A 20,943-nucleotide genomic window follows, 5' to 3' on the forward strand; every position below is an offset into this window, starting at 1 on the left:
AACTCGGCCGTGAAACGCCTCAGCGCCGATGGTACTGCGTCTCAAGACGTGGGAGAGTAGGTCGCCGCCAGGTCACCACGGCACACGCCCAAGCCCTTCCGATTGGACGCGCTTCATACAGCATCGTCACTTACGCACGTCTTCGCGAACACACGAAAAGCCGGCGCTCCCCACAGGAGCGCCGGCTTTTCGGCGTTGGCGCGCTTAACCCCGATTAACCGGTCGGCCGGGAGTGGCGGGCTGTCTGTCTCTGCGCCACCGAAACCCATTGCGGCAGGTCCTTGATCCAACAATGCCGCGGCCGAACGACCGGTGCCGGAAATGCGGCGCCCGCGTCCGCGGCCACGGCGGCTTGGTAAACCCACAACAGCGGAGGCAGGTCATGAGCAGTCCCGATTGGGAGCTATCCCGCCGTGAATTCGTCGCTGGAGGGGCGTCACCGTCCGCGGTTGCATCGCCGCCATTCTTCGGCACGGCACAGGCCGCCGACACGCTCGTGCCCAGCGCCGCGCCCACGAGGAACGTCACCATGGAAGCCAACCCGATGATGACCGTCACCATGGACATCAACGGCCGTTCCCAGTTCCTGACGCTCGACACGTGAACGAGCCTTCTCGACGCCCTGCGGGAGCATCTTCAACTGACCGGCACCCGGCTATTGCACCCCGGGCCAGATCTGCTCGGCCAGCTGAACACCTCCGTACACCACTTCGTCGCGCCGTGTATGTCGGTGACGATCAGGCCAACGTGCGTCACTGGTACGGGATGGTAGGGCATAAATTCTTCCGCTTGCCATCGTGGCGCCCGTCGCGTGTCGTCCCGACCGTACGGGGACTCGAAAAATCCGCCGTCGCCGGATGGCGCCTGCGCTATCCTGCGGGCATGCCCCAACAGCACCCAGCCCCGCCGGACTTGCTCGAGCCGCTGCATCTGGCTGTCAGCCGGAGCGCGAAGATTCCGTTGGCCGCGCAAATCCACGCCGCGCTGCGCGACGCCATCCGTGACGGCCGGCTGGCCGGCGGAGCGCGCCTGCCGTCCTGGCGCGATCTGGCCACCCAGCTCGGCGTGTCGCGCGGCACGGTGCGCGAAGCCTATGAGCGGCTGATCGACGAGCAGCTGGTGGTCGGGATGGGGGCCGCCGGAACCCGTGTGGCGGAGCGCATCGCGATGGCGCCGGCGGCCGAGCGCGCCGGCGAAACTCCTCTCCTGCCCGAGCTGTACCACGATTTCGAGACCAGCCCCCTGTCGTTCCAGATGGGCGTGCCGGCCCAGGACGCCTTCCCCTACGCGCTCTGGTCCCGGATCATGGCGCGCGCCGCCCGGGCCGCCGCGGCCGCGCCCGTCGGCTATCCCGATCCGCGCGGCCATCCCGATCTGCGCCGGGAGATCGCGGCCTATCTCGCCATCGCCCGGGGTATCCGCTGCACGCCGGACCAGCTGTTCGTCACGGCCGGCTTTTCCGGGGCGCTCGGCCTGATCATCCGGGCCCTGCGCCTGGAAGACGCGACGGCTTGGCTGGAGGACCCCGGCTTTCCCCTGACGCGGACCGCGCTCCGCCTCGCCCGGATGCGGGTCGCCGCCGTGCCGGTCGACAGCGACGGAATCGACGTGGCGGAAGGGGTGCGGCGGGCCCCGCACGCCGCGCTCGCCGTGGTGACGCCGGGGCAGCAGGCGCCGCTCGGCGTGACCTTGTCGCTGGAACGTCGCTTGGCACTTCTGGACTGGGCCGCCCGGACCAACGCCTGGATCGTCGAGGACGACTATCTGAGCGAGCTTCAGCTGAAAGGGCGCGCCGCGCCGGCGCTCGCGTCCCTCGACCGGGACGGGCGCGTCCTGCATGTGGGCACCTTCAGCAAGACGATCAGCCCGGCGCTGCGGCTGGGCTTCCTCGTCGTGCCGCCCGAACTGACCACCGTCTTCGGCGAGGCGGCCGCCTGCCTCGCCCCGGCGCCGGCGGCGGTGGTGCAGCGGGCGGTGACGGAGTTTCTGGCCGAGGGGCACCATTTCCGCCACCTGCGCCGGATGAAGCGGCTCTACGCCGCCCGCCAGGAGGCCGTGCTGGCCGGGATGCGCGCGGCGGCGGCCGACGCGAACGGACGCAGGGTCGTTCGGGTGGACGCCGCGGGGAGCCTGTCGGTCCGCGTCACGCTGCCGGACGGGACGAAGGACACCGACGTCGCGCTGCACGCCCTGCCGTTCGGCCTGGCGCCGGTGCCCCTGTCCCCCTGGTACGCCCCCTGGTACGCCGATGAGCCGCGGCCCAGCGGCCTGCTTCTGGGAACGACCAACCTGTACGAGCGGCGCCTGGCCTCCGACTGCGCGCGGCTGATCGAACTTGTGGACCGCTATGGCTAGGAGTTCGACGCGCTGCGCGCGTCAGTCCGCCACGGCCGCCGCTGGCGTCGCGCGGAAGCTGATGGCGATGCGGTTGTAGACGTTCATCAGCCCGACCGTGATCGTCAGGTCGACGCGTTCCTTCTCCGAGAACTGCGCCGAGACGGCCTGGTATTCCTCGTCGGGAATGGCGGTTTCTGCCACCCGGGTCACCGTTTCCGCCCAGCGCAGGGCGGCGCGCTCCTGCGCGGTGAACAGCGCGCCGGCTTCGCGCCAGACCGGCACTAGCACCAGCTTTTCGACGGCCATGCCGCCCTTGATCAGGTCGCGGCTGTGCATGTCGATGCAGTAGGCGCAGCCGTTGATCTCCGACACCCGGAGGAAGACGAGATTGATCAGCTCGGCCGGCAGGCCGCACTGGCTGACATAGCCGTAAACCCCGCCCAGGGCCTTCATGCCGGCGGGCGCGATGCTGTTGTAGTCGAGACGCTGGGTCATGGTGGTGCTCCTCAATGAGAGTTGGTGGTGGCCAGGGGGGTGGTCAGGGGCGTATCGCCATCGTTGATGACGAAGACCGCGAGCAGGCGGGCCGGTTCGGTGGCGCTGGCGTTCTCGCTGACGCGGTGGTGGCCGCCGGGCGTTTCGACGAAGCTCTCGCCGGCCCGATAGACCTTGTCCGGTCCGTCATCGACCTGGCTGCGGATCGCACCGGACAGCACATAGGCGTAGATGAAGGCCGACCCCGCGTGGCGGTGCGGTGCGGATTTTCCGCCCGGCGGGTAGTCGACGACGACGGAGAGGAGGTTTTTGCCGGGGATATTGGGGATTGCGTGGTGGAAGGCGGGCGTCACGGTTTCATGCCGGGGCTGCGCGGCGTCAGCGGCGGGAGCCGCAAGCGCCGCGAGCCAGCCGACGACGGCGAGGGAGCGCAGGTGCATCGGTCGGTCCTCGGTTGATGGTCGCTTCGGGGGACGATGCGCTTCCGGCCGGCCGGGCATAAGGACCAAGACCGGAAAGAATTTCTGTACCATCGACGACGAGCTTCCGTACTGTGGCGGCACGATTCACAGGGTTGGCTCACAGGAGAGGACGATGGCGCAGATCGGGTTGGTGCTGGGACGCTTTCACCGCCAGGAGGCCGAGGACATGCTGGCGGAGGCGCGCGACGTGGCCGCCCGGCTGGGGTTGCAGATCGCGGCCGAGACCTGGGTGCCGGGCTCGATGGAAACCCCGCTGGCGGTCAAGCGCCTGCTGCGGCGCCCCGAGGTCGCCGGCGTGGCGGCCCTCGGCATCATCGAGCGGGGCGAAACCTCCCACGGCCTGGTCATGGGCCACGCCGTGATCAAGAGCCTGATCGACCTGCAGCTTGAGTTCATGAAGCCGGTCGGTGTCGGCATTCTGGGACCGGACATTCACCCGTCGCAGATCCCCAGCCGGGTTCGCCCCTACGCGGCGGCGGCGGTCGAGGCGATTGCGACGATGCTGACCGAGTGATCCCTGCCCCGGCGACGAGGAGTCCTCATGCTCCGGTTCGGTGATCGTCGCCGGTCATTCCCGGACGCGTGAACCGCGCCGTTTCCATGGAATGGCATCGGCGCCGGGCCTGCACACCGTCATGACGGCGAGGAGGGCGGCGCTGGTGCCTTGACACCTCGTTGGGAGTTCATGCACGAGCGCCGGCCGCTCCGGGGGCGGACATGCCCCGGTCTTCCAGGATCGTGGGCAGCGAAATGGACCCGGCCGCCGCGGCGAGATCGTTGAAGAGGAACGCGCCGATCATCAGCCAGAAGCTGCAGGTCGCTTCGGCGTCACGCCCCTGAATGGGGTCCTGGTGCAGAAAGGCCGGCCGGGCGTCCTCATGCGCCCGGCCGGCCTGGAACCGCCTATCGTTCAGTGGAACACACGCGACAAGGCGCCGTCGACGGCGGCGACGATGCGGTCGATGTCGTCGGTCGTGGCGATCAGCGCGGGGCTGAGGCACAGGGTGTTGTTCAGGCCGGGCAGCGAGCGGTTGGTGGCGCCGATGATGACGCCGTTCGCCATGCAGTCGGCGATGACCGCCTGGACCTGCTTCTCGTCGGCCGCTTCCTTGGTGGCGCGGTCCTGCACCAGCTCCACGCCGCAGAACAGCCCCTTGCCGCGGACGTCGCCGGCGGCGCGGTGGCGCTCCGCCAGCCCCCACAGGCCCGAGAGCAGGCGCTCGCCCATCGCGCGGGTGTTGGCGAGCAGATCCTCGTCCTCGATGATCCGCATGTTCTCCAGCGCCGCCGCCGGGCCGGCGACGCAACCGCCGAAGGTCGAGATGTCGCGGAAGAAGGACATCGGGTCGTCCGGGGAGTCCTTGAACAGCTCGAAGATGCGTTCGGTCGTGACGGTGCAGGAGATGGCGGCATAGCCGGACGCCACGCCCTTCGCCATGGTGACGAAGTCGGGCTGCACGCCGTAATGCTGGTAGCCGAACCACTCCCCGGTGCGCCCGACGCCGCAGACCACCTCGTCGATGTGCAGCAGCACGTCGTGGCGGCGGCAGATGTCCTGCACCTTCTCCCAATAGCCCTTGGGCGGGGTGATGACGCCGCCGCCGGCGGTGATCGGCTCCAGGCACAGGGCGCCGACCGTGTCCGGCCCCTCGCGCAGGATGACCGCCTCGATGGCGTCGGCGGCCAGCTCGCCGTAATTCTCCACCGCGCCGTACTGGCTGCGGTATTCCAGGCAATGCGGCACCTCGACGAAGCCGTCGGGGAAGGGGCCGAACTGCTCGCGCCGCTGCGCCTGCCCGGCCGCCGCCAGCGTGCCGAGGGTGGTGCCGTGATAGTCGCGCTCGCGGTAGAGGATCTTGTGCTTGCGCCCGCCATGGTGCCGGTGCGCGATCTGGCGCACCATCTTGAACACCTTCTCGTTCGCCTCCGAGCCGGAGTTGGAGTAGTAGACGCGGCTCATGCCCGGCATCTTGGCGATCAGCTTCTCGGCGAAGCGGGCGCCGGCGATCGACCCGGCGGAGTTGGCGAAATAGTTCAGCTTGACCAGCTGGTCGCGCACCGCGTCGGCGATGCTGGTCCGGCCATAGCCGACGTTGACGGTCCAGACGCCCCCTGACACGGCGTCGAGATACTCGCGACCCGTGGCGTCCCACAGCCGCATCCCCTTGCCCTCGACGAAGATCCGCGGGTCGTTGACCTCGAAGCCCTTGTGCTGGGTCAGATGGTGCCAGACATGGGCGCGGTCGGCCTCGATGATGTGGCGAATGTCGTTGGGGCGGATATCGTTGGGGCGTGACTGGTCGGTCCGAAGGACGTCATCCATCGGTCTTCTCCTCGGGTGGAAGGCGGTGTCGCTCAGGGGGGATCAGGCCGGCGTTTCGCGGTGGATCTTGAACGGCGACCAGGACTGGCTGACCGGCATGATTTCCAGGCTGTTGATGTTGACGTGCGGGGGCAGCGAGGCCACCCAGCGCACCGTCTCGGCGATGTCCTCCGGCTGCAGCGGGTTCGCGCCGGCGTAGAGCGCGTCGTAGGCGGCCGTGTCGCCGCCGGTGCGGACCAGGGTGAACTCGCTCTCCGACAGGCCGGGCTCGATGGAGGTGACGCGCACGCCGTGCGCCGACAGGTCGCAGCGCAGGCCGAGCGAGAACTGCTTCACGAAGGCCTTGGTGCCGCCATAGACGTTGCCGCCCGGATAGGGCCAGTTGGAGGCGATGGACGCGAGGTTGACGATCAGCCCGCGCCGCGCGATCAGGCGGTCCAGCAGCAGCCGGGTGATGGTGACCAGCCCGGTGATGTTGGTGTCGATCATCGCCCGCCACTGCTCCAGGTCGCAGTCCTGCGCCGCTCCGGTGCCCAGCGCCAGCCCGGCGTTGTTGACCAGGACCGAGATGTCCTGGAACCCCTCCGGCAGGGACTGGAGCGCCGCGCGCGTCGCCGCTTCGTCGCGGATGTCGAAGCAGAGCGGGTGGACGACGTCGGGTCCGCCCAGCGCGTCGGCCAGGGCGTCGAGCCGGTCGCGCCGCCGGCCGGTGGCGACGATCCGCCAGCCGTCCGCGGCCAGCCGCCGCGCGATGGCGTCGCCGAAGCCGGAGGTGGCGCCGGTGACGATGGCTGTGTTCCGCATGGTTCCGCCTTTCCTCATGACGGGTTGAAACTGTGTCCGAGCGTGACGACGGTCTGGATCAGGCCCGCCACCGCGACGGCGAGCAGGCCCCCGGAGGCCAGCCGCCGCCAGCCGTCGAAACTCAGGCGCGCGGCCAGCAGGCGGCCGGCGGCGAAGCCGGCCAGGGTGGGGGCCGTGTAGGCCGCCAGCAGGCCGACGACGCCCGGATCGATCGCCCCCACCAGGCCGCGGCCGGCGAGGCTCAGCGCGTCAACCGCGCCGAAGAACACCGCCAGCGTGCCCTTGATGGTCCGGCGGTCCCGGCCGCCGGCGAGCAGCCACGCGGCAATCAGCGGACCCCCGACCGCGAAGGCGGCGAGCAGGACGCCGACGACGAAGGCGATTGCCGCCCCGATGCCGCGGTGCCGCAGCCAGGACGGCGGCTCCCGCACCAGGGCGACGCAGGCCGCCGCGAAGATGGTGACGGCCACCAGCAGCTTTGCGGTCCCGTCGTCGAGGCCGGCGGCGACCACGCTGCCGCACAGGGCACCGGCGAAGCCCATCGCCAGCAGAAGCCGCGCCACCGCCCAATCCACCGCCCCCTGGTCGCGGTCCAGAAGCAGGAAGCCGGTGAGCAGCAGGTCGCTGACCAGGATGAAGGGAACGCCGGCCGCGGGCGACGGCAGGAACAGCAGCCCCAGCGCCGCGATCAGGGCATAGCCGAACCCCGTCACCCCGCGGAAGGCGGCGGCAAGGAAGGTCACGCCCCCGAAAAGGACCATGGACATCGCCGTCATCGCTTTCCGAAAGCGTCCTCAGACCTTGCCCTTCCAGGGCACCAGACGGCGTTCCAGCCAGCGCATGCCGAATTCGAACAGGGCGGCGAAGAAGCCGATCACGAAGATCCCCATCAGCACGATGTCGGTGCGCAGGAAGTTGGAGGCGTTCAGCACCATCTGGCCGATGCCGGTGGAGGCGGCCACCATCTCCGCGGCGACCAGCGTCGTCCAGCCCACCCCCATGCCGATCCGCAGGCCGACGAGGATGTCGGGCAACGCCGCCGGCAGCACCACATGCACCACCACCTGCCAACGGCTGGCGCCCAGCGCGCGGGCCGCGTTGACCTGATCGGCCGCCGCCGCCGACACGCCGGCCCGCGCGGCCAGCGCCACCGGCGCGAAGCAGGCGAAGAAGATCAGCAGGACCTTCGACGTCTCGCCGATGCCGAACCAGATGATGACCAGCGGCAGGTAGGCCAGCGGCGGCAGCGGCCGGTAGAACTCGATGAAGGGATCCAGCGCCGCGCGCAGCCCGGGGCTGAGGCCGGTGGCGAGGCCGACGGGAACGCCGACCAGGGCCGCCAGCAGGAAGGCGCTGACCACGCGCACGAGGCTCATGGCGATGTGCTCGGTCAGCGGCGCGCCGTCGATCCGCCCGTCCACCGCGTCGAGGAAGGCCTGGAAGACCGTCCCGATCTTGGGCAGGAACAGCGGCTTGACCACTCCCTGGCTGGTGAGCGCCGCCCACAGGGCCAGGGCCGCGAGGATGGCCGCCATGCTGATCAGCGCCGGCTGCGGCCGGAAGCCCTGCATGCGCCGGCGCATCCGGCGGAGCGGCACCATCCCGCCGGGCAGCCCGGTCAGGTTCTCGGCTTTCGCCTGGTCCGTGACGGTCGGTTTCATGCGGCCTCTCCTGCGACGGCGGCGTTGCGGTCGTGGATGAAGCCCAGGACCCGTTCGCGCATCGCGATGAAATCGGGGGAGGATTTGACGGAACGCGCGTCCTGCCCGGCCAGGAAGCGCCGGCTGAAGTCCAGCGGGATCTCCTGCGCGATCCGGCCGGGGCGCGGCGTCATGATGATCAGCTTGGTGGCGAGGAAGATCGCCTCCTCCACCTCGTGCGTGATGAAGAAGGCCATCTTGCGCGTCTCGGCCCACACCCGCAGGATCAGCTCCTGGATCTGCTCGCGGGTGAAGGCGTCCAGCGCGCCCAGCGGTTCGTCCATCAGCAGCATGCGCGGGTCGGCGGCCAGCGCGCGGGCGATGCCGACGCGCTGCTGCATGCCGCCCGACAGCTCGTAGATTTTCTTGTCGGCGAAGGCGGCGAGCCCGACCAGCTCCAGCATGCTGCGGGCGCGCTGCGTCCGTTCGGCCTTGGCCATGCCCTGCATCTTCAGGCCGAAGGCGACGTTGTCGACCACGCTCAGCCACGGCATCAGCGCGTGGCGCTGGAACACCACGCCGCGGTCGGCCCCCGGCCCGGTGACCGGCTTGCCGTCCAGCAGGATCTCCCCGTCCGTCGCCGGCAGGAAGCCGGCGATGCAGGACAGCAGGGTCGTCTTGCCGCAGCCCGACGCGCCGAGCGCCACCACGAACTCCCCCGGTTCGATGGTCAGGTTGACCCAGGACAGGGCGACGGTGCTGCTTTCGCCGCCGCCATACTGGACGCTGACATTGCGGACTTCGAGCATGGGCGGCTTCCTGACGTGAGGGGATGAACCGGGGGCGAGTGGTGGACCGTTATTTAAAGCGGATTACAATCCGCTTTGGACCGCGACTGCGGTCCCGGCCGCACGTGCGGCCGAAGCCCGGCCGGCGAATGAGGCCATAAGACTCTAAAGCGAATGCAAATTCGCTTTAGACGCCGTTACTTGGCCGCCGCCTTGACCACGTCGGCGGTCACGAAGGGGCCGTAGTCGGGGGCCAGGTCGGTGACGCGCCCCTGGCTCTTCAGGAACTCGGCGGTCGACTTCAGCGCGTCCGCGGCGCCGCCGCCCAGCCACGCCTTGGACGCCTGCTCCTCCAAGGTCGGGAAGCGGTAGGCGGCCAACCCGTCCGGCACGTCGGCCGGGGCGGCGCCGGTCCATTTGGCGACCGCCGCCACCTGCGGCGAGTCCGCCGTCCATTTGCTCCCCGTCTTGGCGTAGTCGGCGTCGGCCGCGGCCAGCAGCTTGACGAAGGTGGTCAGGAACTCGGGGTTGGCGGCCATGAAGGCCTTGGTCGCGACGATGCCGTCGAAGGTCGCCTTGCCCTTTTTGGCGAAGTCGCCGGCGCTGGCGATGACGGTGCCGTTCTTCTTCGCGGTGGTCAGGACCGGCGCCCAGATGAAGGTGGCGTCGATGTCGCCGCGTTCCCAGGCGGCGGCGATTTCCGGCGGTCGCATGTTCAGCAGCTTGACGTCCTTGCCCGACAGCCCCGCCTCCTGCAGCGCGTACATCAGCTGGTAGTGGGAGGTGGAGACGAAGGGAACCGCGACCGTCTTGCCTTTCAGGTCGGCGATGGTCTTGATGCCGCTGCCATTGCGGGCGACCAGCTGCTCGGCGTTGGCGATGTCGTCGAGGATCCAGAACAGCGTGATCGGCAGCCCCTGCGAGGCCGCCGCCGCGATGGGGGAGGAGCCGGCCTCGCCCACATCGACGTTGCCCGACGACATGGCGCGGATCACGTCGCCGCCGCCGCCGAACTTGACCCACTTCACCGTGTAGCCGGTCTTTTTCTCCAGCTCCCCGCTTTCCATCAGCACGCGGATGGGGGTCATCATGTCCTGGTAGGCGAAAGTGACGGTCTTGTCCGCGGCCACGGCCGGGGCGGACGCCCCGAACAGCGCGCCGAAACTGATGACCGCGGTGGCGAGCAAGCTTTTGCTGAAGGTCATGGCGGGGGCTCCGTCGAGGCCTGTCGTTCCGATGCGGCCATTAGGGACCAGCGCTCCCCCTGCCGAAAGGTCCAGATCCCCGCGGTTTGCGGCGGTGACTGGTCCGGCGCCCGATCCGCTGCCGCATCACGCGCCAACTGGCGCCCGTTTGGGCAAGCGCCCACCCGGCAATCACCGGATTCGCCGGGACCGCCGGTTTCCTGCCCCGCGCCGGCCGGCACCCTTCTTGCTTTATCGCATACCGGGGCAGTCAGGCCCGGTCGGGACGTCCGAGGAAGAAAGACGGTTGGCACCATGCAGATCGACACCGCCTGGCGGCTTCTTTTCGGTGGGATGGAGCGCGACCCGCAGGGGTTGAGTTCGCGCGTCCGCGGCATCATCGCCGAGGCCATCGAAACCGGCCTGCTGGCGCCCGACATGCGGGTGCCCTCAAGCCGCAGCCTTGCCGAGGCGCTGGGCATCTCGCGCAACACGGTCAACGCGGCCTACCAGCAGCTGATCGACGATGGCCTGCTCGTCTCGCGCGAGCGCAGCGGGTTCTTCGTCGTCGCAACGGAGGGCAGGCCGGCGGCCGGGCAGGGGGCGGGGGAGGGGCCGGACGGCTGGGCGGCGCGCTTCGCCATCCGGCCGTCGCAGATGCCCCAGATCACCAAGCCGCGGAACTGGATGGACTATCCCTATCCCTTCCTGTTCGGGCAGTTCGACCCCGGCCTGTTCCCCACCAACCCATGGCGGGAGAGCGTGAAGGCGGCCTCCAGCGTGCAGGAAATCACCCGCTGGGCCCGCGACATGATCGACGACGACGATCCCGACCTGCTGGACCAGCTGTGCCACAAGGTGCTGCCCCGGCGCGGCATCTTCGCCGGTCCGGGCGAGATCATCATCACCATCGGGTCGCAGCACGCGCTGTCGATGCTGGTCCAGCTGCTGGTCGGCCGCGACACGCCGGTCGGCGTCGAGAATCCCGGCTACCCCGACGTCCGTCACATGGTCGGCATGGCGACGGCGGACATGCGCGCGCTGACCTGCGACGTCCACGGCGTCGTGCCCGACGGGGTGTTCGCCAGCCGGCGGGTCGCCTTCGTGACGGTGGGTCATCAATGCCCGACCACGGCCGTCATGCCGGTCGGGCGCCGGCGAGACCTGCTGGACGCCGCGTCCCGCCATGGTGTCGTCCTGGTCGAGGACGACTACGAATCCGACCTGTCGGTGGAGGGGGACGCCGACCTTCCCTGCCTGAAGAGCCTCGACCGGGCCAATCGCGTGATCTACACCGGCAGCTTCTCCAAGGTCCTGGCGCCGGGCCTGCGCATCGGCTACGTCGTGGCGCCCAAGCCGGTGGTCGACGAGCTGCGCGTCCTGCGGCGGCTGATGCTGCGCCACCCGCCGACCAACAACCAGCGCAGCCTCGCCACCTTCATCCAGCTCGGCCATTACCGCCAGCATCTCCGCCGCACGGCCACCATCCTGCGGGAGCGGGCGGAGCGGATCGCTGAACTGCTGCCGGAGCTGTTGCCCGGCTGCCGGTTCCGGCGCGATTTCGGGGCGAAGAGCTTCTGGATCGAAGGCCCGCCGGGCATCGACAGCCGCGACCTCGTCCGCGCCGCCCGGGAGCAGGGCGTGCTGATCGAGGCGGGCGACATCTTCTTCGTCGATCCCGCCGAGGGGCGCCGTCACTTCCGCCTCGGCTTCACCTCGATCGCCACCCACCGGATCGAGCCTGGGCTGCGCCGCCTGGGGGCCCTCCTGCGGAACGGCGCGGCCTAGCCCCGGCCCTCGCAGGCACGGCTCGCTTCCCCGGAATGACGGGTGTCTTCCGAAGGGAGCGCGTTCTCCCGTGCGGTCGCCCTGCCTCCGGACCTGAGGTTCGTTCAAGACACGGCACCGGCAAAAAGCGGAGGAAACGCGGGGATCTGGTTTCGCCGAAGGTTTCGCCGAAGGTGGCCGGCCCGCCGGGCCATGACCAATTCGGGTCTTTTCGTCCGGGACTTTCCGGCGAACCGCCGCCGCACCATTTGCCCGTTCGACCGTCCGGGCATTCGGTCCGGACGGAACGGTTGTCGACTTACGCAGAGGTGCACCGATGCCCCCACTGAACCGGCCCTTGACGCCATGCGATTACGTCGTGTTCGGCGGAACCGGGGATTTGGCGATGCGCAAGCTGCTGCCCTCGCTGTTCCAGCGCGACCGCGGCGAACAGCTGCCGCCGGAGGACCGCATCATCGGCGTCTCGCGCCAGGCCATGAGCGACGACCGCTACGTCGCCATCGCCGAGGAAGGCATGCGCCGTCACATGAAGCCGGACGAGTTCGACCCGGCCGTGTGGGACCGCTTCTCCGGCCGCCTGCACCACGCGGCCATCGACGCCACCGGCGAGTCCGGCTGGCCGGAGCTGGCGGAGACGCTGGGTGCAGCACCCGACCGCGTCCGGATGTTCTACCTCGCCACCGCGCCTGACCTGTTCGGCCCGATCTGCGAGCGGCTCCAGGCCGCCGGCCTGGTGACGGAGCAGAGCCGCGTCGTGCTGGAAAAGCCGATCGGCCACGACCTCTATTCCGCCCGCTGCATCAACGAGCGGGTCGGCGCCGTCTTCTCCGAGCACCAGATCTTCCGCATCGACCATTACGTCGGCAAGGAGACGGTGCAGAACCTGATGGCGCTGCGTTTCGCCAACGCCCTGTTCCAGCCGCTGTGGAACAGCACCTCCATCGACCATGTCCAGATCACGGTGGCCGAGACCATCGGGGTGGAGAGCCGCGGCGGCTATTACGACCACAGCGGCGCGCTGCGCGACATGGTGCAGAACCACCTGCTCCAGCTCCTCTGCCTCGTCGCCATGGAGCCGCCGCTTCACCTCGACAAGGATTCGGTGCGCGACGAGAAGCTGAAGGTGCTGCGCGCGCTGAAGCCGATCGGCCGCGACGAGGTGCCCGCCTGCACGGTGCGCGGCCAGTACCGCGCCGGGGCGGTCGATGGCGCCGCGGTCCGCGGCTACCTGGAAGAATCCGGCATCGCCGCGGACAGCGACACGGAGACCTTCGTCGCGCTGAAGGTGGAGTTGCAGAACTGGCGCTGGACCGGCGTGCCCTTCTACCTGCGCACCGGCAAGCGGTTGCAGCAGAAGGCGTCGGAGATCGTCATCCAGTTCAAGCCGGTGCCCTATTCCATCTTCCCGCCGACCTCCGGCGAGCTGGCCGCCAACCGGCTGGTTCTGCGCCTGCAGCCCGACGAGGCGGTGCGCCTGCACCTGATGGCGAAGGAGCCCGGCCCCGGCGGCATGCGCCTGCGCGAGGTGCCGCTGAACCTCAGCTTCGCGGAAACCTTCAAGCACCCGGTGTCCGACGCCTATGTCCGGCTGCTCGGCGACGTGGTGCGCGGCGACCCGACCCTGTTCATGCGCCGCGACGAGGTGGAGGCCGCCTGGGTCTGGACCGAATCCATCCTGGAGGCCTGGCAGACGCGCGGGGAGCCGCCGAAGCCCTACATCGCCGGCACCTGGGGCCCCTCCACCGCCATCGCCATGATCGAGCGCGACGGCCGCACCTGGCACGAGGATGTGGGGGACGGGCGATGAGCGTGGACGGTTTCTTCGACTCCGACGCCCCACGGGACGGTCGCCGCAGCTTCGCCAGCACGGAGGCGCTGGTCGAGGCGCTGGCCGGCAGCCTCGCCGCCCGGCTGCGCGGCGCCATCGCCGCCCGCGGCTCCGCGACCCTGGTCGTCTCCGGCGGGCGCACGCCGGAGGCGCTGTTCCGCCAGATGGCCGACCTGCCGCTGGACTGGGCCGCCGTCACCGTCACGCTGGCCGACGAGCGCTGGGTTCCGCCCGACGACCCCGACAGCAACGAGGCCTTGGTCCGCCGCTCCCTGCTCGCCGGCCCGGCCGCCGCCGCGCGTTTCGTCGGCCTCTACACCGGCGCCGACACGCCGGAGGCCGGGCAGGACGCCTGCGACGCCCGCATCCGCGCCTTGCCCCGCCCCTTCGACGTCGTCCTGCTCGGCATGGGGGAGGACGGCCACACGGCCTCCTTCTTCCCCGGCGCGGCCAACCTCGCCGCGGCGCTGTCCCCGGCCGACGGCCGGACGGTCCAGGCGATCCGCGCCCCGGGCATCCGCCAGCCGCGCATGACCCTGACCCTGCCGACGCTGCTGGACACGCAGCGCCTGCTGCTGCTGATCACCGGCGACGCCAAGCGCCGAACGCTGGAGCAGGCGGAAGCCGACGGCCCGGTGGAAGCCATGCCCGTCCGCTCCGTCCTGCGCCAGGACCGCGTGCCGCTGGAGATTTTCTGGGCTCCTTAAGTTCCCTCTCCCCTCCGGGGAGAGGGTTAGGGTGAGGGGGCGCCCGCAGGGCGTCAAAGCACTGCAATGTGTGTGCGTTTCCGGCCTTCGGCCGCCCCCTCATCCCAACCCTTCTCCCGCTCTCGGCGGCCAAAGGCCGCCTGTCGCCGGCAGCGCCCGCAAGCGGGCGCGAGAGGCCGGAGGGGAAAAGGGCTTTGTCACGCCGACCCCTGCATATCCTCGCGGATTCCCAGAGCTTGCATGCGCTCGTAGAGGGAGGCGCGGGAGATGCCCAGCAGTTTCGCGGCTTGCGCCTTCACGCCGCCGGTGCGGGCGAGCGCGCCGATGATGGCGGCGCGTTCCGTGTCCTTCAGCACGTCCGTCAGGGCGCGCGGGCTGCCGCCGACGGAGCGGAGCAGGGACGCCGGCACCTCCTCCGCCGTGTCGCGCTGTGCCGGCGCGTTGCGGGGCAGGGCGGCGGCGATGTGCGCGGCGGTGAGGGTGACGTCGTCGGTCATGGCCGACACCCGCTCCAGCACGTTGCGCAGCTCCCGCACGTTGCCCGGCCAGTCGTAGGCCTTCAGCGCGGCGACCGCTTCGGCCGTCAGGTCGCGGGCGGGGGATGCGGAGGTCAGCGCCAGGTCGTCCAGGATTCGGTCGGCGATGCTGGCGATGTCCTCCGTCCGGTCGCGGAGCGGCGGCAGGGTGATCGGCACGACGTTCAGGCGGTAGTAGAGGTCGGCACGGAACTGCTTGTCCCGCACGAGCGCGTCGAGGTCGCGGCTGGTCGCCGCGATGATGCGCAGGTCGACCCGCACCACCTTGTTGGAGCCGACCGCCTCGAACTCCCGCTCCTGAAGCACGCGCAGCAGCTTGGCCTGGAGCGGCAGCGGCATGTCGCCGATCTCGTCCAGGAACAGCGTGCCGCCGTTGGCGAGCTGGAACTTGCCCTCGCGCAGCCGCCGGTCGGCCCCGGTGTAGGCGCCGGGAGCGACGCCGAACAGTTCCGCCTCCAGCAGGTTCTCCGGGATGGCCGCCACGTTCACGCCGACGAAGGGGGCGTTGGCGCGCGGGCTCGCCGCGTGGATGCCGTGGGCGAGCAGCTCCTTGCCGGTGCCGGTCTCGCCCAGCAGCAGCACGGTGCTGTCCATCTGGGCGGCGCGGCGGGCGAGGCGCTTCACCTCGCGCATGGACTCGCTGTTGCCGATCATCTGCGACAGCGAGTATTTGGCGCGGCGTTCGTTCGCCAGCTCCTGCCGGGTGCGGGTCAGCTCCTCCTGGAGGCGCTGGTACTTGGACATCAGCGGACGCAGATGCTCCGCCCGGTCGAACAGGGCGAGGCCGATGGCGCCGATCAGGGTGCCGTCGTCGTCCCGCAAGGGCAGGCGGGTCACGACGATGGTGCGCTTGCCGATGTCCATCAGGTCGATCAGCATCGGCTGCCCGCTCTCCACCACATGGCGCATCTGGCTGTTGGGGATAACCTCCTCCACCGGCTTGCCGAGCGGCTCCTTGGGGTAGCCGAGCAATTCCAGGTAGCGATCCCCGATCCAGGCGATCCGCGCGTCCTTGTCGACGACGATCAGCCCCACGCAGGCGTCCGCGAAATGCTGGAACAGCGATTCCACCGCCCGGGCCCGCAGATGCTCGAAGTTCGGGTCGAGGCTCATGCCTTTCTTCCTTCTGAATGCTGGCTAAATTCCGGCTCGGGGCAGGAGCCGTGGCGCTGGCAGACCATGCAACAAGTGGGGGTTTCGATGCGCGGAGTCCAGACGTGCGCCGGCCCCACCGGAGGGATCGTTGAGCGTCCGAACGGATTTCCCTTCTCATTAGCGTCGGATCGATGAACAATAGCTTACGATTTCAAGTTGCCGGGCCTCGCCCCGGCATCGGAGTCCTGTCGATGCTGCGGCGAGACCCATACCACGTCGTTTCTCCTGTGGTTCCGCACCCCGACTGTTGTAGTGTTGGCGCCCCTGCTCCAACCGGTCCGCAGACTTTCGAGCTTCGTGGTGGGATGTCGCTTCAGGCCGATTCCAACGACCCGACCGTGCCGTCCCTTGAGCGCCTGCTGCTCGCCGTCGCCCAAGGGCGCGACCAGCAGGCGTTCCGCGCGCTGTTCCAGCACTTCGCGCCGCGGGTCAAGGGCTATGCCCGCAAGCTCGGCGCCGACGATGGCGCGGCGGAGGAGCTGGTCCAGGACGTCATGCTGACGGTGTGGCAACGGGCGGACACCTTCGACCCGGACCTTGCCAGCGCGGCCACCTGGATCTACACCATCGCCCGAAACCGCCGGATCGACCGCATCCGGCAGGAACGCCGCCCCGAACTCCACCCGGACGACTCCATGCTGGACGGCGACGGGGCGCCGCCGCCCGACCATCAGGTCCAGGCCGCGCAGGAGGCGTCGCGCCTGCGCGCGGTGATCGGCGACCTGCCGCCGGAGCAGGCGGAGGTGTTGCGGCTCGCCTATTACGAAGACAAGGTGCATTCCGAGATTTCCGTCGAGCAGGGCATTCCGTTGGGCACGGTGAAGACGCGCCTGCGTTTGGCGCTCGTCCGGTTGCGACGGGCGTTCGGGGAGGAGGCGTGACCATGCCCGCGCACCACCCCGCCCCCGAACTGCTGTTCGACTACGCCGCCGGCAGCCTGCGAGAGGTGCAGGCGCTGCTGGTCGCCTCGCACCTTGCCTACTGCGCCGAGTGCCGCCGTCGGGTGGCGGAGCTGGAAGCCTGCGGCGGCGTGCTGCTGGAGGAGGTGGCGGCCGAGCCGGTGTCCGACGGTCTGTTGGACGCGGTGCTCGCGAAGCTGGCCGACGCTCCGGCGGCGCTCCCACCCCAACCGGCGACGCCACCTCCCAACGGGATCCTGCCGGGACCGCTGCATCGGGCCCTGGGCGGCTCAATGGGCGGCGCGCTGGACGGTGTGGACTGGGTGCGCATCGTGCCGGGCATCCATCTGTCCGGCTGGTCGCTTGGCGTCGGGACCGCGTCGGCCTGCCTGCTCCGCATGGCGGCGGGCGCCAGCGTGCCCGCGCACCGGCACACCGACCACGAGATGCTGCTGGTCCTGACCGGCGCCTTTTCCGACGAGTTCGGGCGGTACCGGGTCGGCGACGTGGCCTCCTACGATCCGGACACGCCGCACCACGCCGTTGCCGACCGCGATGGGGAGTGCGTGTGCCTGCTGGTGCAGGACAAGCCATTGGTCTTCACCGGCGCGCTCGGCTGGCTGCTGAACCGGGGTTTCCGATTCTGACACGGGGCGAGAGGCTTGGTCGGCCGCGCTGTTGGGAAAGACCAACCGCGTACGCAAGCGACGCCATGCCCCACATCGTGCTTCTCGGCGACTCCATCTTCGACAACCGCGCCTATGTGCAGGGTGGCCCCGACGTCGTGACCCACCTGCGCCGGCGCCTGCCGGACGGATGGCGGGCGACCCTTCAGGCGGTCGACGGCGCGGTCACCGGCGGCGTGGCCGCCCAGGTCCGGACCTTGCCGCCGGACGCCAGCCATCTGGTCGTCAGCGTCGGCGGCAACGACGCGTTGCGGGCGTCGGGCGTTCTCGACGAGGGGGCGCGCTCGGTGGCTGGGGCAGTCAATCGGCTGGGCGAGATCCGCGAGGCGTTCCAGCGGGACTACCGCGCGATGCTCGACGCCGTGCTGGCCCACCGCCTGCCGACCGCGGTCAGCACGATCTACGACGCGCGTTACCCCGACCCGCTGCGGCAAAGGCTGGTCATCACGGGGCTGACCCTGTTCAACGATGTGATCACGCGCGAGGCCTTCGCCCGCGGGCTGCCGCTGCTCGACCTGCGGCTGATCTGCGACGAGGCGGAGGATTACGCCAACCCCATCGAACCGTCGGTCCAGGGCGGCGCCAAGATCGCGACCGCCATCGCCGCCCTGACCGGCGCGGTCGCAAAAGAGGAGCGTCGCTCCGTCGTGTTCGCCCGCTGAGGCGAAGACGTGAGGTGAAAATTGGAACAAGCGAGGAACATTGGTGGCCGGCGGGCGGGGTGGGCTGGTAGACTGGCGCCATGCACCCGATCCGCGATCCTGCGCCCGACCCAGCGCCTGCAAACCGCGTTTCCGCCTTCGGCAAGGCCCTGTGCCGCGACTGCGCCGCCGCCCTGCGCGGGGCGGAGCCGCGCTGCCCGAAGTGCGGCAGCCGGCGCCTCGTCCGGCACGACGAATTGCACGACCTCGCCATCGGTCACATCGACTGCGACGCCTTCTACGCCACGGTGGAGAAGCGCGACCGGCCGGAGCTGGTCAGCCGGCCGCTGATCATCGGCGGCGACCGGCGCGGCGTGGTGGCCGCCTGCTGCTACGTCGCGCGGATGGCCGGGGTGCGCTCCGCCATGCCGATCTGGCAGGCGCTGGAGGCCTGCCCGGACGCTGTCGTCCTGCCGCCGGACATGGCGAAGTACAAGACGGTCGGCCGGCAGGCGCGGGAGCTGATGCGGACCTTCACGCCGCTGGTCGAGCCGCTGTCCATCGACGAGGCCTTCCTGGACCTGTCCGGCGTGGAGGAACGGCTGAGCATCAGCCCGGCCCAGGCGCTGGTCGAACTGGTCCGGCGATTCGAACAGCAGCTGGGCATCACGGCTTCGGTCGGCCTCAGCTACAACAAGCTGTTCGCCAAGATCGCGTCGGACCTGGAGAAGCCGCGGGGATTCTCCGTGGTGGGGCGGGGGCAGGCGCTGGACTTCCTGGCGCCGAAGCCGGTGTCGATCCTGTGGGGCGTCGGGCCGGTGCTCCAGCGCAAGCTGCAATCGGAGGGCATCCGCACGGTGGGCGACCTGCGCGGCTGGTCGGAGATCGACCTCGTCCGCCGCCATGGCAAGATGGGCCGGCTGCTCTACCGCTTCGCCCGCGGCCAGGACGACCGCCGCATCGAACCGGAATCGGTCAGCAAGAGCATTTCCGCCGAGACGACCTTCGACTGGGACACCGCCGACCGCGCGGCGCTGAAGGACGCGCTGCGCCCCTTGGCCGAGACGGTGGAGCGCCGCCTCAAGGCCGCCGGTCTGCAGGGGCGGAGCGTCGTGCTGAAGCTGAAGACGGCCGACTTCCAACTGCTGACCCGGTCGCGCCGCGTCGACCCGCCGGCCAGCGTGGCCGAGCTGATCTGGCAGACCGGCTGCGAGATGCTGGACGCCGAGGCCGATGGCCGGCTGATCCGGCTGATCGGCATCGGCTGCACCGACCTGCTGGACCCGGAGACCGAGCCGGAACCGGGCCTGTTCGACGGAGTCGGTGACGCGGAGGCGAGGCTTCCACCGGGGTGAAGCGAACTCGCTTCATTCCGGCCCAAGGACCAGTTGCCGCGATGGGCTGTGGGCCGACACTCTTCGGCACGATGGTCGAGGGAGACGGGACATGAGCCAGGCAGTCTGCGCAGGCGCGATGATGACCTGCACCATGGGGGCGACACCTTCCGCGCTGGTGGTGCTGCCGGTCAACCGGACCATGGCCGGCGGGCCGCCGATGGCCAACATCATGGACAACAAGCCCATCGTGAACATCCCGCCCTTCGGCGTCTGCCGCAGCCCGGCGAACCCCGTCGTCGCCTCGATGATCCCGGTCCCGCCGCCGGGCGTGATCAAGCCGCAGCCCTGCGTCCCCTGCACCGTGGCCCCCTGGATGCCCGGCGCGCCGACGGTGCTGGTCGGCAACATGCCGGCGCTGACCTCCACCAGCAAGCTGATGTGCAATTGGGGCGGCATGATCGCGATCACGCTGCCCGGCCAGTTCACCGTGCAGACACCATAACCTCCCTCGCCCGCCTCCGGCGGGAGAGGGAAGGGGCCTGCGAAGCGGGAAGGGTGAGGGCAAGGTTTTCCCGAGAAACCTAGCCCTCACCCTCCCACCGCTCTGCGGTGGGCCCCTCCCTCTCCCGCCGGTGGCGGGCGAGGGGGTTTGGGCTCACGCCTTTGGCGGCAGGACCACGCCGATTTCCTTGCCGCCTTCGGAATAGGTGCGCAGCGGTTCCACCAGCAGGCCCTTCCGGTAGACACCGCGCTGCATCAGCGCGCCGGACGGAAAGTAGCGGCACAGCTCTCCCTCTTGCAGCCCATCGAGGAAGGCGGACCGCTCGCTGACCGCGCCGTCTTCGAAGAAGCCCTGCACGGGGCCGTTCAGCTGGTCGGCGGCGTAGGTCTCGCGGCGGACCAGGCGGCCTTGCGGGCTGTAGAATTGTGCCTCCCCCTCACGCTTGCCGGCCTTGTATTGGAAGACGGCGGCGACGGTCCCGTTGTCGTTGAAGAAGGCGGAGGGGCCGTCGAGCAGGCCGACGCGGTAGGTCATGCGGCAGCTTGGCCGCGCGTTGGCGTAGAAGGTCGCGACACCGTGCTGGACCCCGTCGGCGAACTCCGCCACCTGCACCAGCGCGCCCTTGTCGTCGTAGTGGCGCACCTCCCCATGCATGAGGTCGGCGCGCATCCGCGCGCGCAGGAGCGGCAGGCCCGCCGGACCGTAGGCGGTGAAGACGCCGGAGAACCGGCCGTCGCGCAGCTCGCCGGAGCGCAGCAGGCGGCCGGCCTCGTCGCGCTCCTCGACGGGGGCGGTGTCCGCGTCGGCCATC

At 70.0% G+C, this 20,943-nt stretch carries 21 protein-coding genes and 1 rRNA gene; 12 read left to right on the forward strand and 10 right to left on the reverse strand.

The genetic code is table 11. The annotated features are described in order from the left end of the window. The 3 genes from rrf to pdxR (J2851_RS00010) all read left to right on the forward strand — a co-directional run. Positions 1-73 (forward strand): 5S ribosomal RNA (rrf, locus tag J2851_RS36640); the annotation flags it as partial. Positions 74-382: 309 nt separating this feature from the next. Further along, positions 383-604: a CoxS/CutS family dehydrogenase iron-sulfur subunit gene (locus J2851_RS00005; protein WP_209762061.1), complete on the forward strand. Its 222-nt coding sequence runs from the start codon at positions 383-385 to the stop codon at positions 602-604. A 356-nt stretch (positions 605-960) separates the two neighbouring features. After that, a complete protein-coding gene (pdxR, locus tag J2851_RS00010; protein ID WP_246500322.1) occupies positions 961-2,355 on the forward strand; it encodes a MocR-like pyridoxine biosynthesis transcription factor PdxR in 1,395 nt (464 codons plus the stop codon). A 21-nt stretch (positions 2,356-2,376) separates the two neighbouring features. Here the strand turns inward: pdxR (J2851_RS00010) and J2851_RS00015 are convergent, their stop codons facing one another. Together J2851_RS00015 and J2851_RS00020 are read right to left on the reverse strand one after the other, a co-directional pair. Continuing rightward, positions 2,377-2,832, reverse strand: coding sequence for a carboxymuconolactone decarboxylase family protein (locus tag J2851_RS00015; RefSeq protein WP_209762065.1), 456 nt, complete (start codon positions 2,830-2,832; stop codon positions 2,377-2,379). Positions 2,833-2,843: 11 nt separating this feature from the next. Then, complete coding sequence (locus J2851_RS00020; protein WP_209762067.1) at positions 2,844-3,272, reverse strand: cupin domain-containing protein; 429 nt, start codon at positions 3,270-3,272, stop codon at positions 2,844-2,846. Between the two features lie 154 nt (positions 3,273-3,426). Here J2851_RS00020 and J2851_RS00025 point away from each other — a divergent pair, with 154 nt between their 5' ends. Next, positions 3,427-3,828, forward strand: coding sequence for a 6,7-dimethyl-8-ribityllumazine synthase (locus J2851_RS00025; RefSeq protein ID WP_209762069.1), 402 nt, complete (start codon positions 3,427-3,429; stop codon positions 3,826-3,828). Positions 3,829-4,224: 396 nt separating this feature from the next. Here J2851_RS00025 and J2851_RS00030 read toward each other — a convergent pair whose 3' ends face one another. The 6 genes from J2851_RS00030 to tauA form a co-directional block, all read right to left on the reverse strand. Further along, positions 4,225-5,637 carry an aminotransferase family protein gene (locus tag J2851_RS00030; RefSeq protein WP_209762071.1) on the reverse strand — a complete coding sequence of 471 codons (1,413 nt, stop codon included), beginning with the start codon at positions 5,635-5,637 and terminating at the stop codon, positions 4,225-4,227. Positions 5,638-5,679: 42 nt separating this feature from the next. After that, positions 5,680-6,441 carry an SDR family NAD(P)-dependent oxidoreductase gene (locus J2851_RS00035; protein WP_209762073.1) on the reverse strand — a complete coding sequence of 254 codons (762 nt, stop codon included), beginning with the start codon at positions 6,439-6,441 and terminating at the stop codon, positions 5,680-5,682. A gap of 14 nt (positions 6,442-6,455) precedes the next feature. Continuing rightward, entirely contained in the window at positions 6,456-7,208 is a 753-nt protein-coding gene (locus tag J2851_RS00040; RefSeq protein ID WP_209762075.1) for a sulfite exporter TauE/SafE family protein, read from the reverse strand. A 27-nt stretch (positions 7,209-7,235) separates the two neighbouring features. Continuing rightward, on the reverse strand, positions 7,236-8,102 hold the full coding sequence (locus J2851_RS00045) for an ABC transporter permease subunit (protein ID WP_209762077.1): 867 nt from the start codon (positions 8,100-8,102) through the stop codon (positions 7,236-7,238). Continuing rightward, positions 8,099-8,890, reverse strand: a complete 792-nt coding sequence (gene tauB, locus J2851_RS00050; protein ID WP_209762079.1) for a taurine ABC transporter ATP-binding subunit — start codon at positions 8,888-8,890, stop codon at positions 8,099-8,101. Before tauB ends, J2851_RS00045 begins: the two co-directional genes overlap by 4 nt. A gap of 176 nt (positions 8,891-9,066) precedes the next feature. Continuing rightward, a complete protein-coding gene (gene tauA, locus J2851_RS00055) occupies positions 9,067-10,074 on the reverse strand; it encodes a taurine ABC transporter substrate-binding protein (RefSeq protein WP_209762081.1) in 1,008 nt (335 codons plus the stop codon). Positions 10,075-10,368: 294 nt separating this feature from the next. Between tauA and pdxR (J2851_RS00060) the strand changes: the two genes are divergently transcribed. The 3 genes from pdxR (J2851_RS00060) (at position 10,369) to pgl (ending at position 14,376) form a co-directional block, all read left to right on the forward strand. Next, on the forward strand, positions 10,369-11,841 hold the full coding sequence (pdxR, locus tag J2851_RS00060; RefSeq protein ID WP_209762083.1) for a MocR-like pyridoxine biosynthesis transcription factor PdxR: 1,473 nt from the start codon (positions 10,369-10,371) through the stop codon (positions 11,839-11,841). A 316-nt stretch (positions 11,842-12,157) separates the two neighbouring features. Continuing rightward, positions 12,158-13,648: a glucose-6-phosphate dehydrogenase gene (gene zwf, locus J2851_RS00065; protein WP_209762085.1), complete on the forward strand. Its 1,491-nt coding sequence runs from the start codon at positions 12,158-12,160 to the stop codon at positions 13,646-13,648. Next, positions 13,645-14,376 carry a 6-phosphogluconolactonase gene (gene pgl / locus J2851_RS00070; protein WP_209762087.1) on the forward strand — a complete coding sequence of 244 codons (732 nt, stop codon included), beginning with the start codon at positions 13,645-13,647 and terminating at the stop codon, positions 14,374-14,376. The genes zwf and pgl overlap by 4 nt, the downstream gene beginning before the upstream one ends. 197 nt (positions 14,377-14,573) lie before the next feature. On the opposite strand, the gene J2851_RS00075 is transcribed toward pgl, so the two are convergent. Next, entirely contained in the window at positions 14,574-16,025 is a 1,452-nt protein-coding gene (locus J2851_RS00075) for a sigma-54 interaction domain-containing protein (RefSeq protein WP_209762089.1), read from the reverse strand. A gap of 347 nt (positions 16,026-16,372) precedes the next feature. On the opposite strand from J2851_RS00075, the gene J2851_RS00080 reads away from it, so the two are divergent. The 5 genes from J2851_RS00080 (at position 16,373) to J2851_RS00100 (ending at position 20,132) form a co-directional block, all read left to right on the forward strand. Beyond that, positions 16,373-16,948, forward strand: a complete 576-nt coding sequence (locus J2851_RS00080) for a sigma-70 family RNA polymerase sigma factor (RefSeq protein WP_209762091.1) — start codon at positions 16,373-16,375, stop codon at positions 16,946-16,948. A 2-nt stretch (positions 16,949-16,950) separates the two neighbouring features. After that, positions 16,951-17,613 carry a ChrR family anti-sigma-E factor gene (locus tag J2851_RS00085; protein WP_211114174.1) on the forward strand — a complete coding sequence of 221 codons (663 nt, stop codon included), beginning with the start codon at positions 16,951-16,953 and terminating at the stop codon, positions 17,611-17,613. 65 nt (positions 17,614-17,678) lie between these two features. Continuing rightward, on the forward strand, positions 17,679-18,314 hold the full coding sequence (locus J2851_RS00090) for an SGNH/GDSL hydrolase family protein (RefSeq protein WP_209762094.1): 636 nt from the start codon (positions 17,679-17,681) through the stop codon (positions 18,312-18,314). Positions 18,315-18,394: 80 nt separating this feature from the next. Then, positions 18,395-19,648, forward strand: coding sequence for a DNA polymerase IV (locus J2851_RS00095; protein ID WP_246500324.1), 1,254 nt, complete (start codon positions 18,395-18,397; stop codon positions 19,646-19,648). A 91-nt stretch (positions 19,649-19,739) separates the two neighbouring features. After that, on the forward strand, positions 19,740-20,132 hold the full coding sequence (locus J2851_RS00100) for a DUF4280 domain-containing protein (protein WP_209762097.1): 393 nt from the start codon (positions 19,740-19,742) through the stop codon (positions 20,130-20,132). A gap of 153 nt (positions 20,133-20,285) precedes the next feature. Here the strand turns inward: J2851_RS00100 and J2851_RS00105 are convergent, their stop codons facing one another. After that, the gene (locus tag J2851_RS00105) at positions 20,286-20,942 is read right to left on the reverse strand and encodes a toxin-antitoxin system YwqK family antitoxin (RefSeq protein WP_209762099.1); all 657 of its coding nucleotides are present in this window, start codon (positions 20,940-20,942) and stop codon (positions 20,286-20,288) included. Between the last annotated feature and the right edge of the window lies 1 nt (position 20,943).

Origin of the sequence: Azospirillum rugosum (assembly GCF_017876155.1) — a bacterium.
Classification (GTDB): domain Bacteria; phylum Pseudomonadota; class Alphaproteobacteria; order Azospirillales; family Azospirillaceae; genus Azospirillum; species Azospirillum rugosum.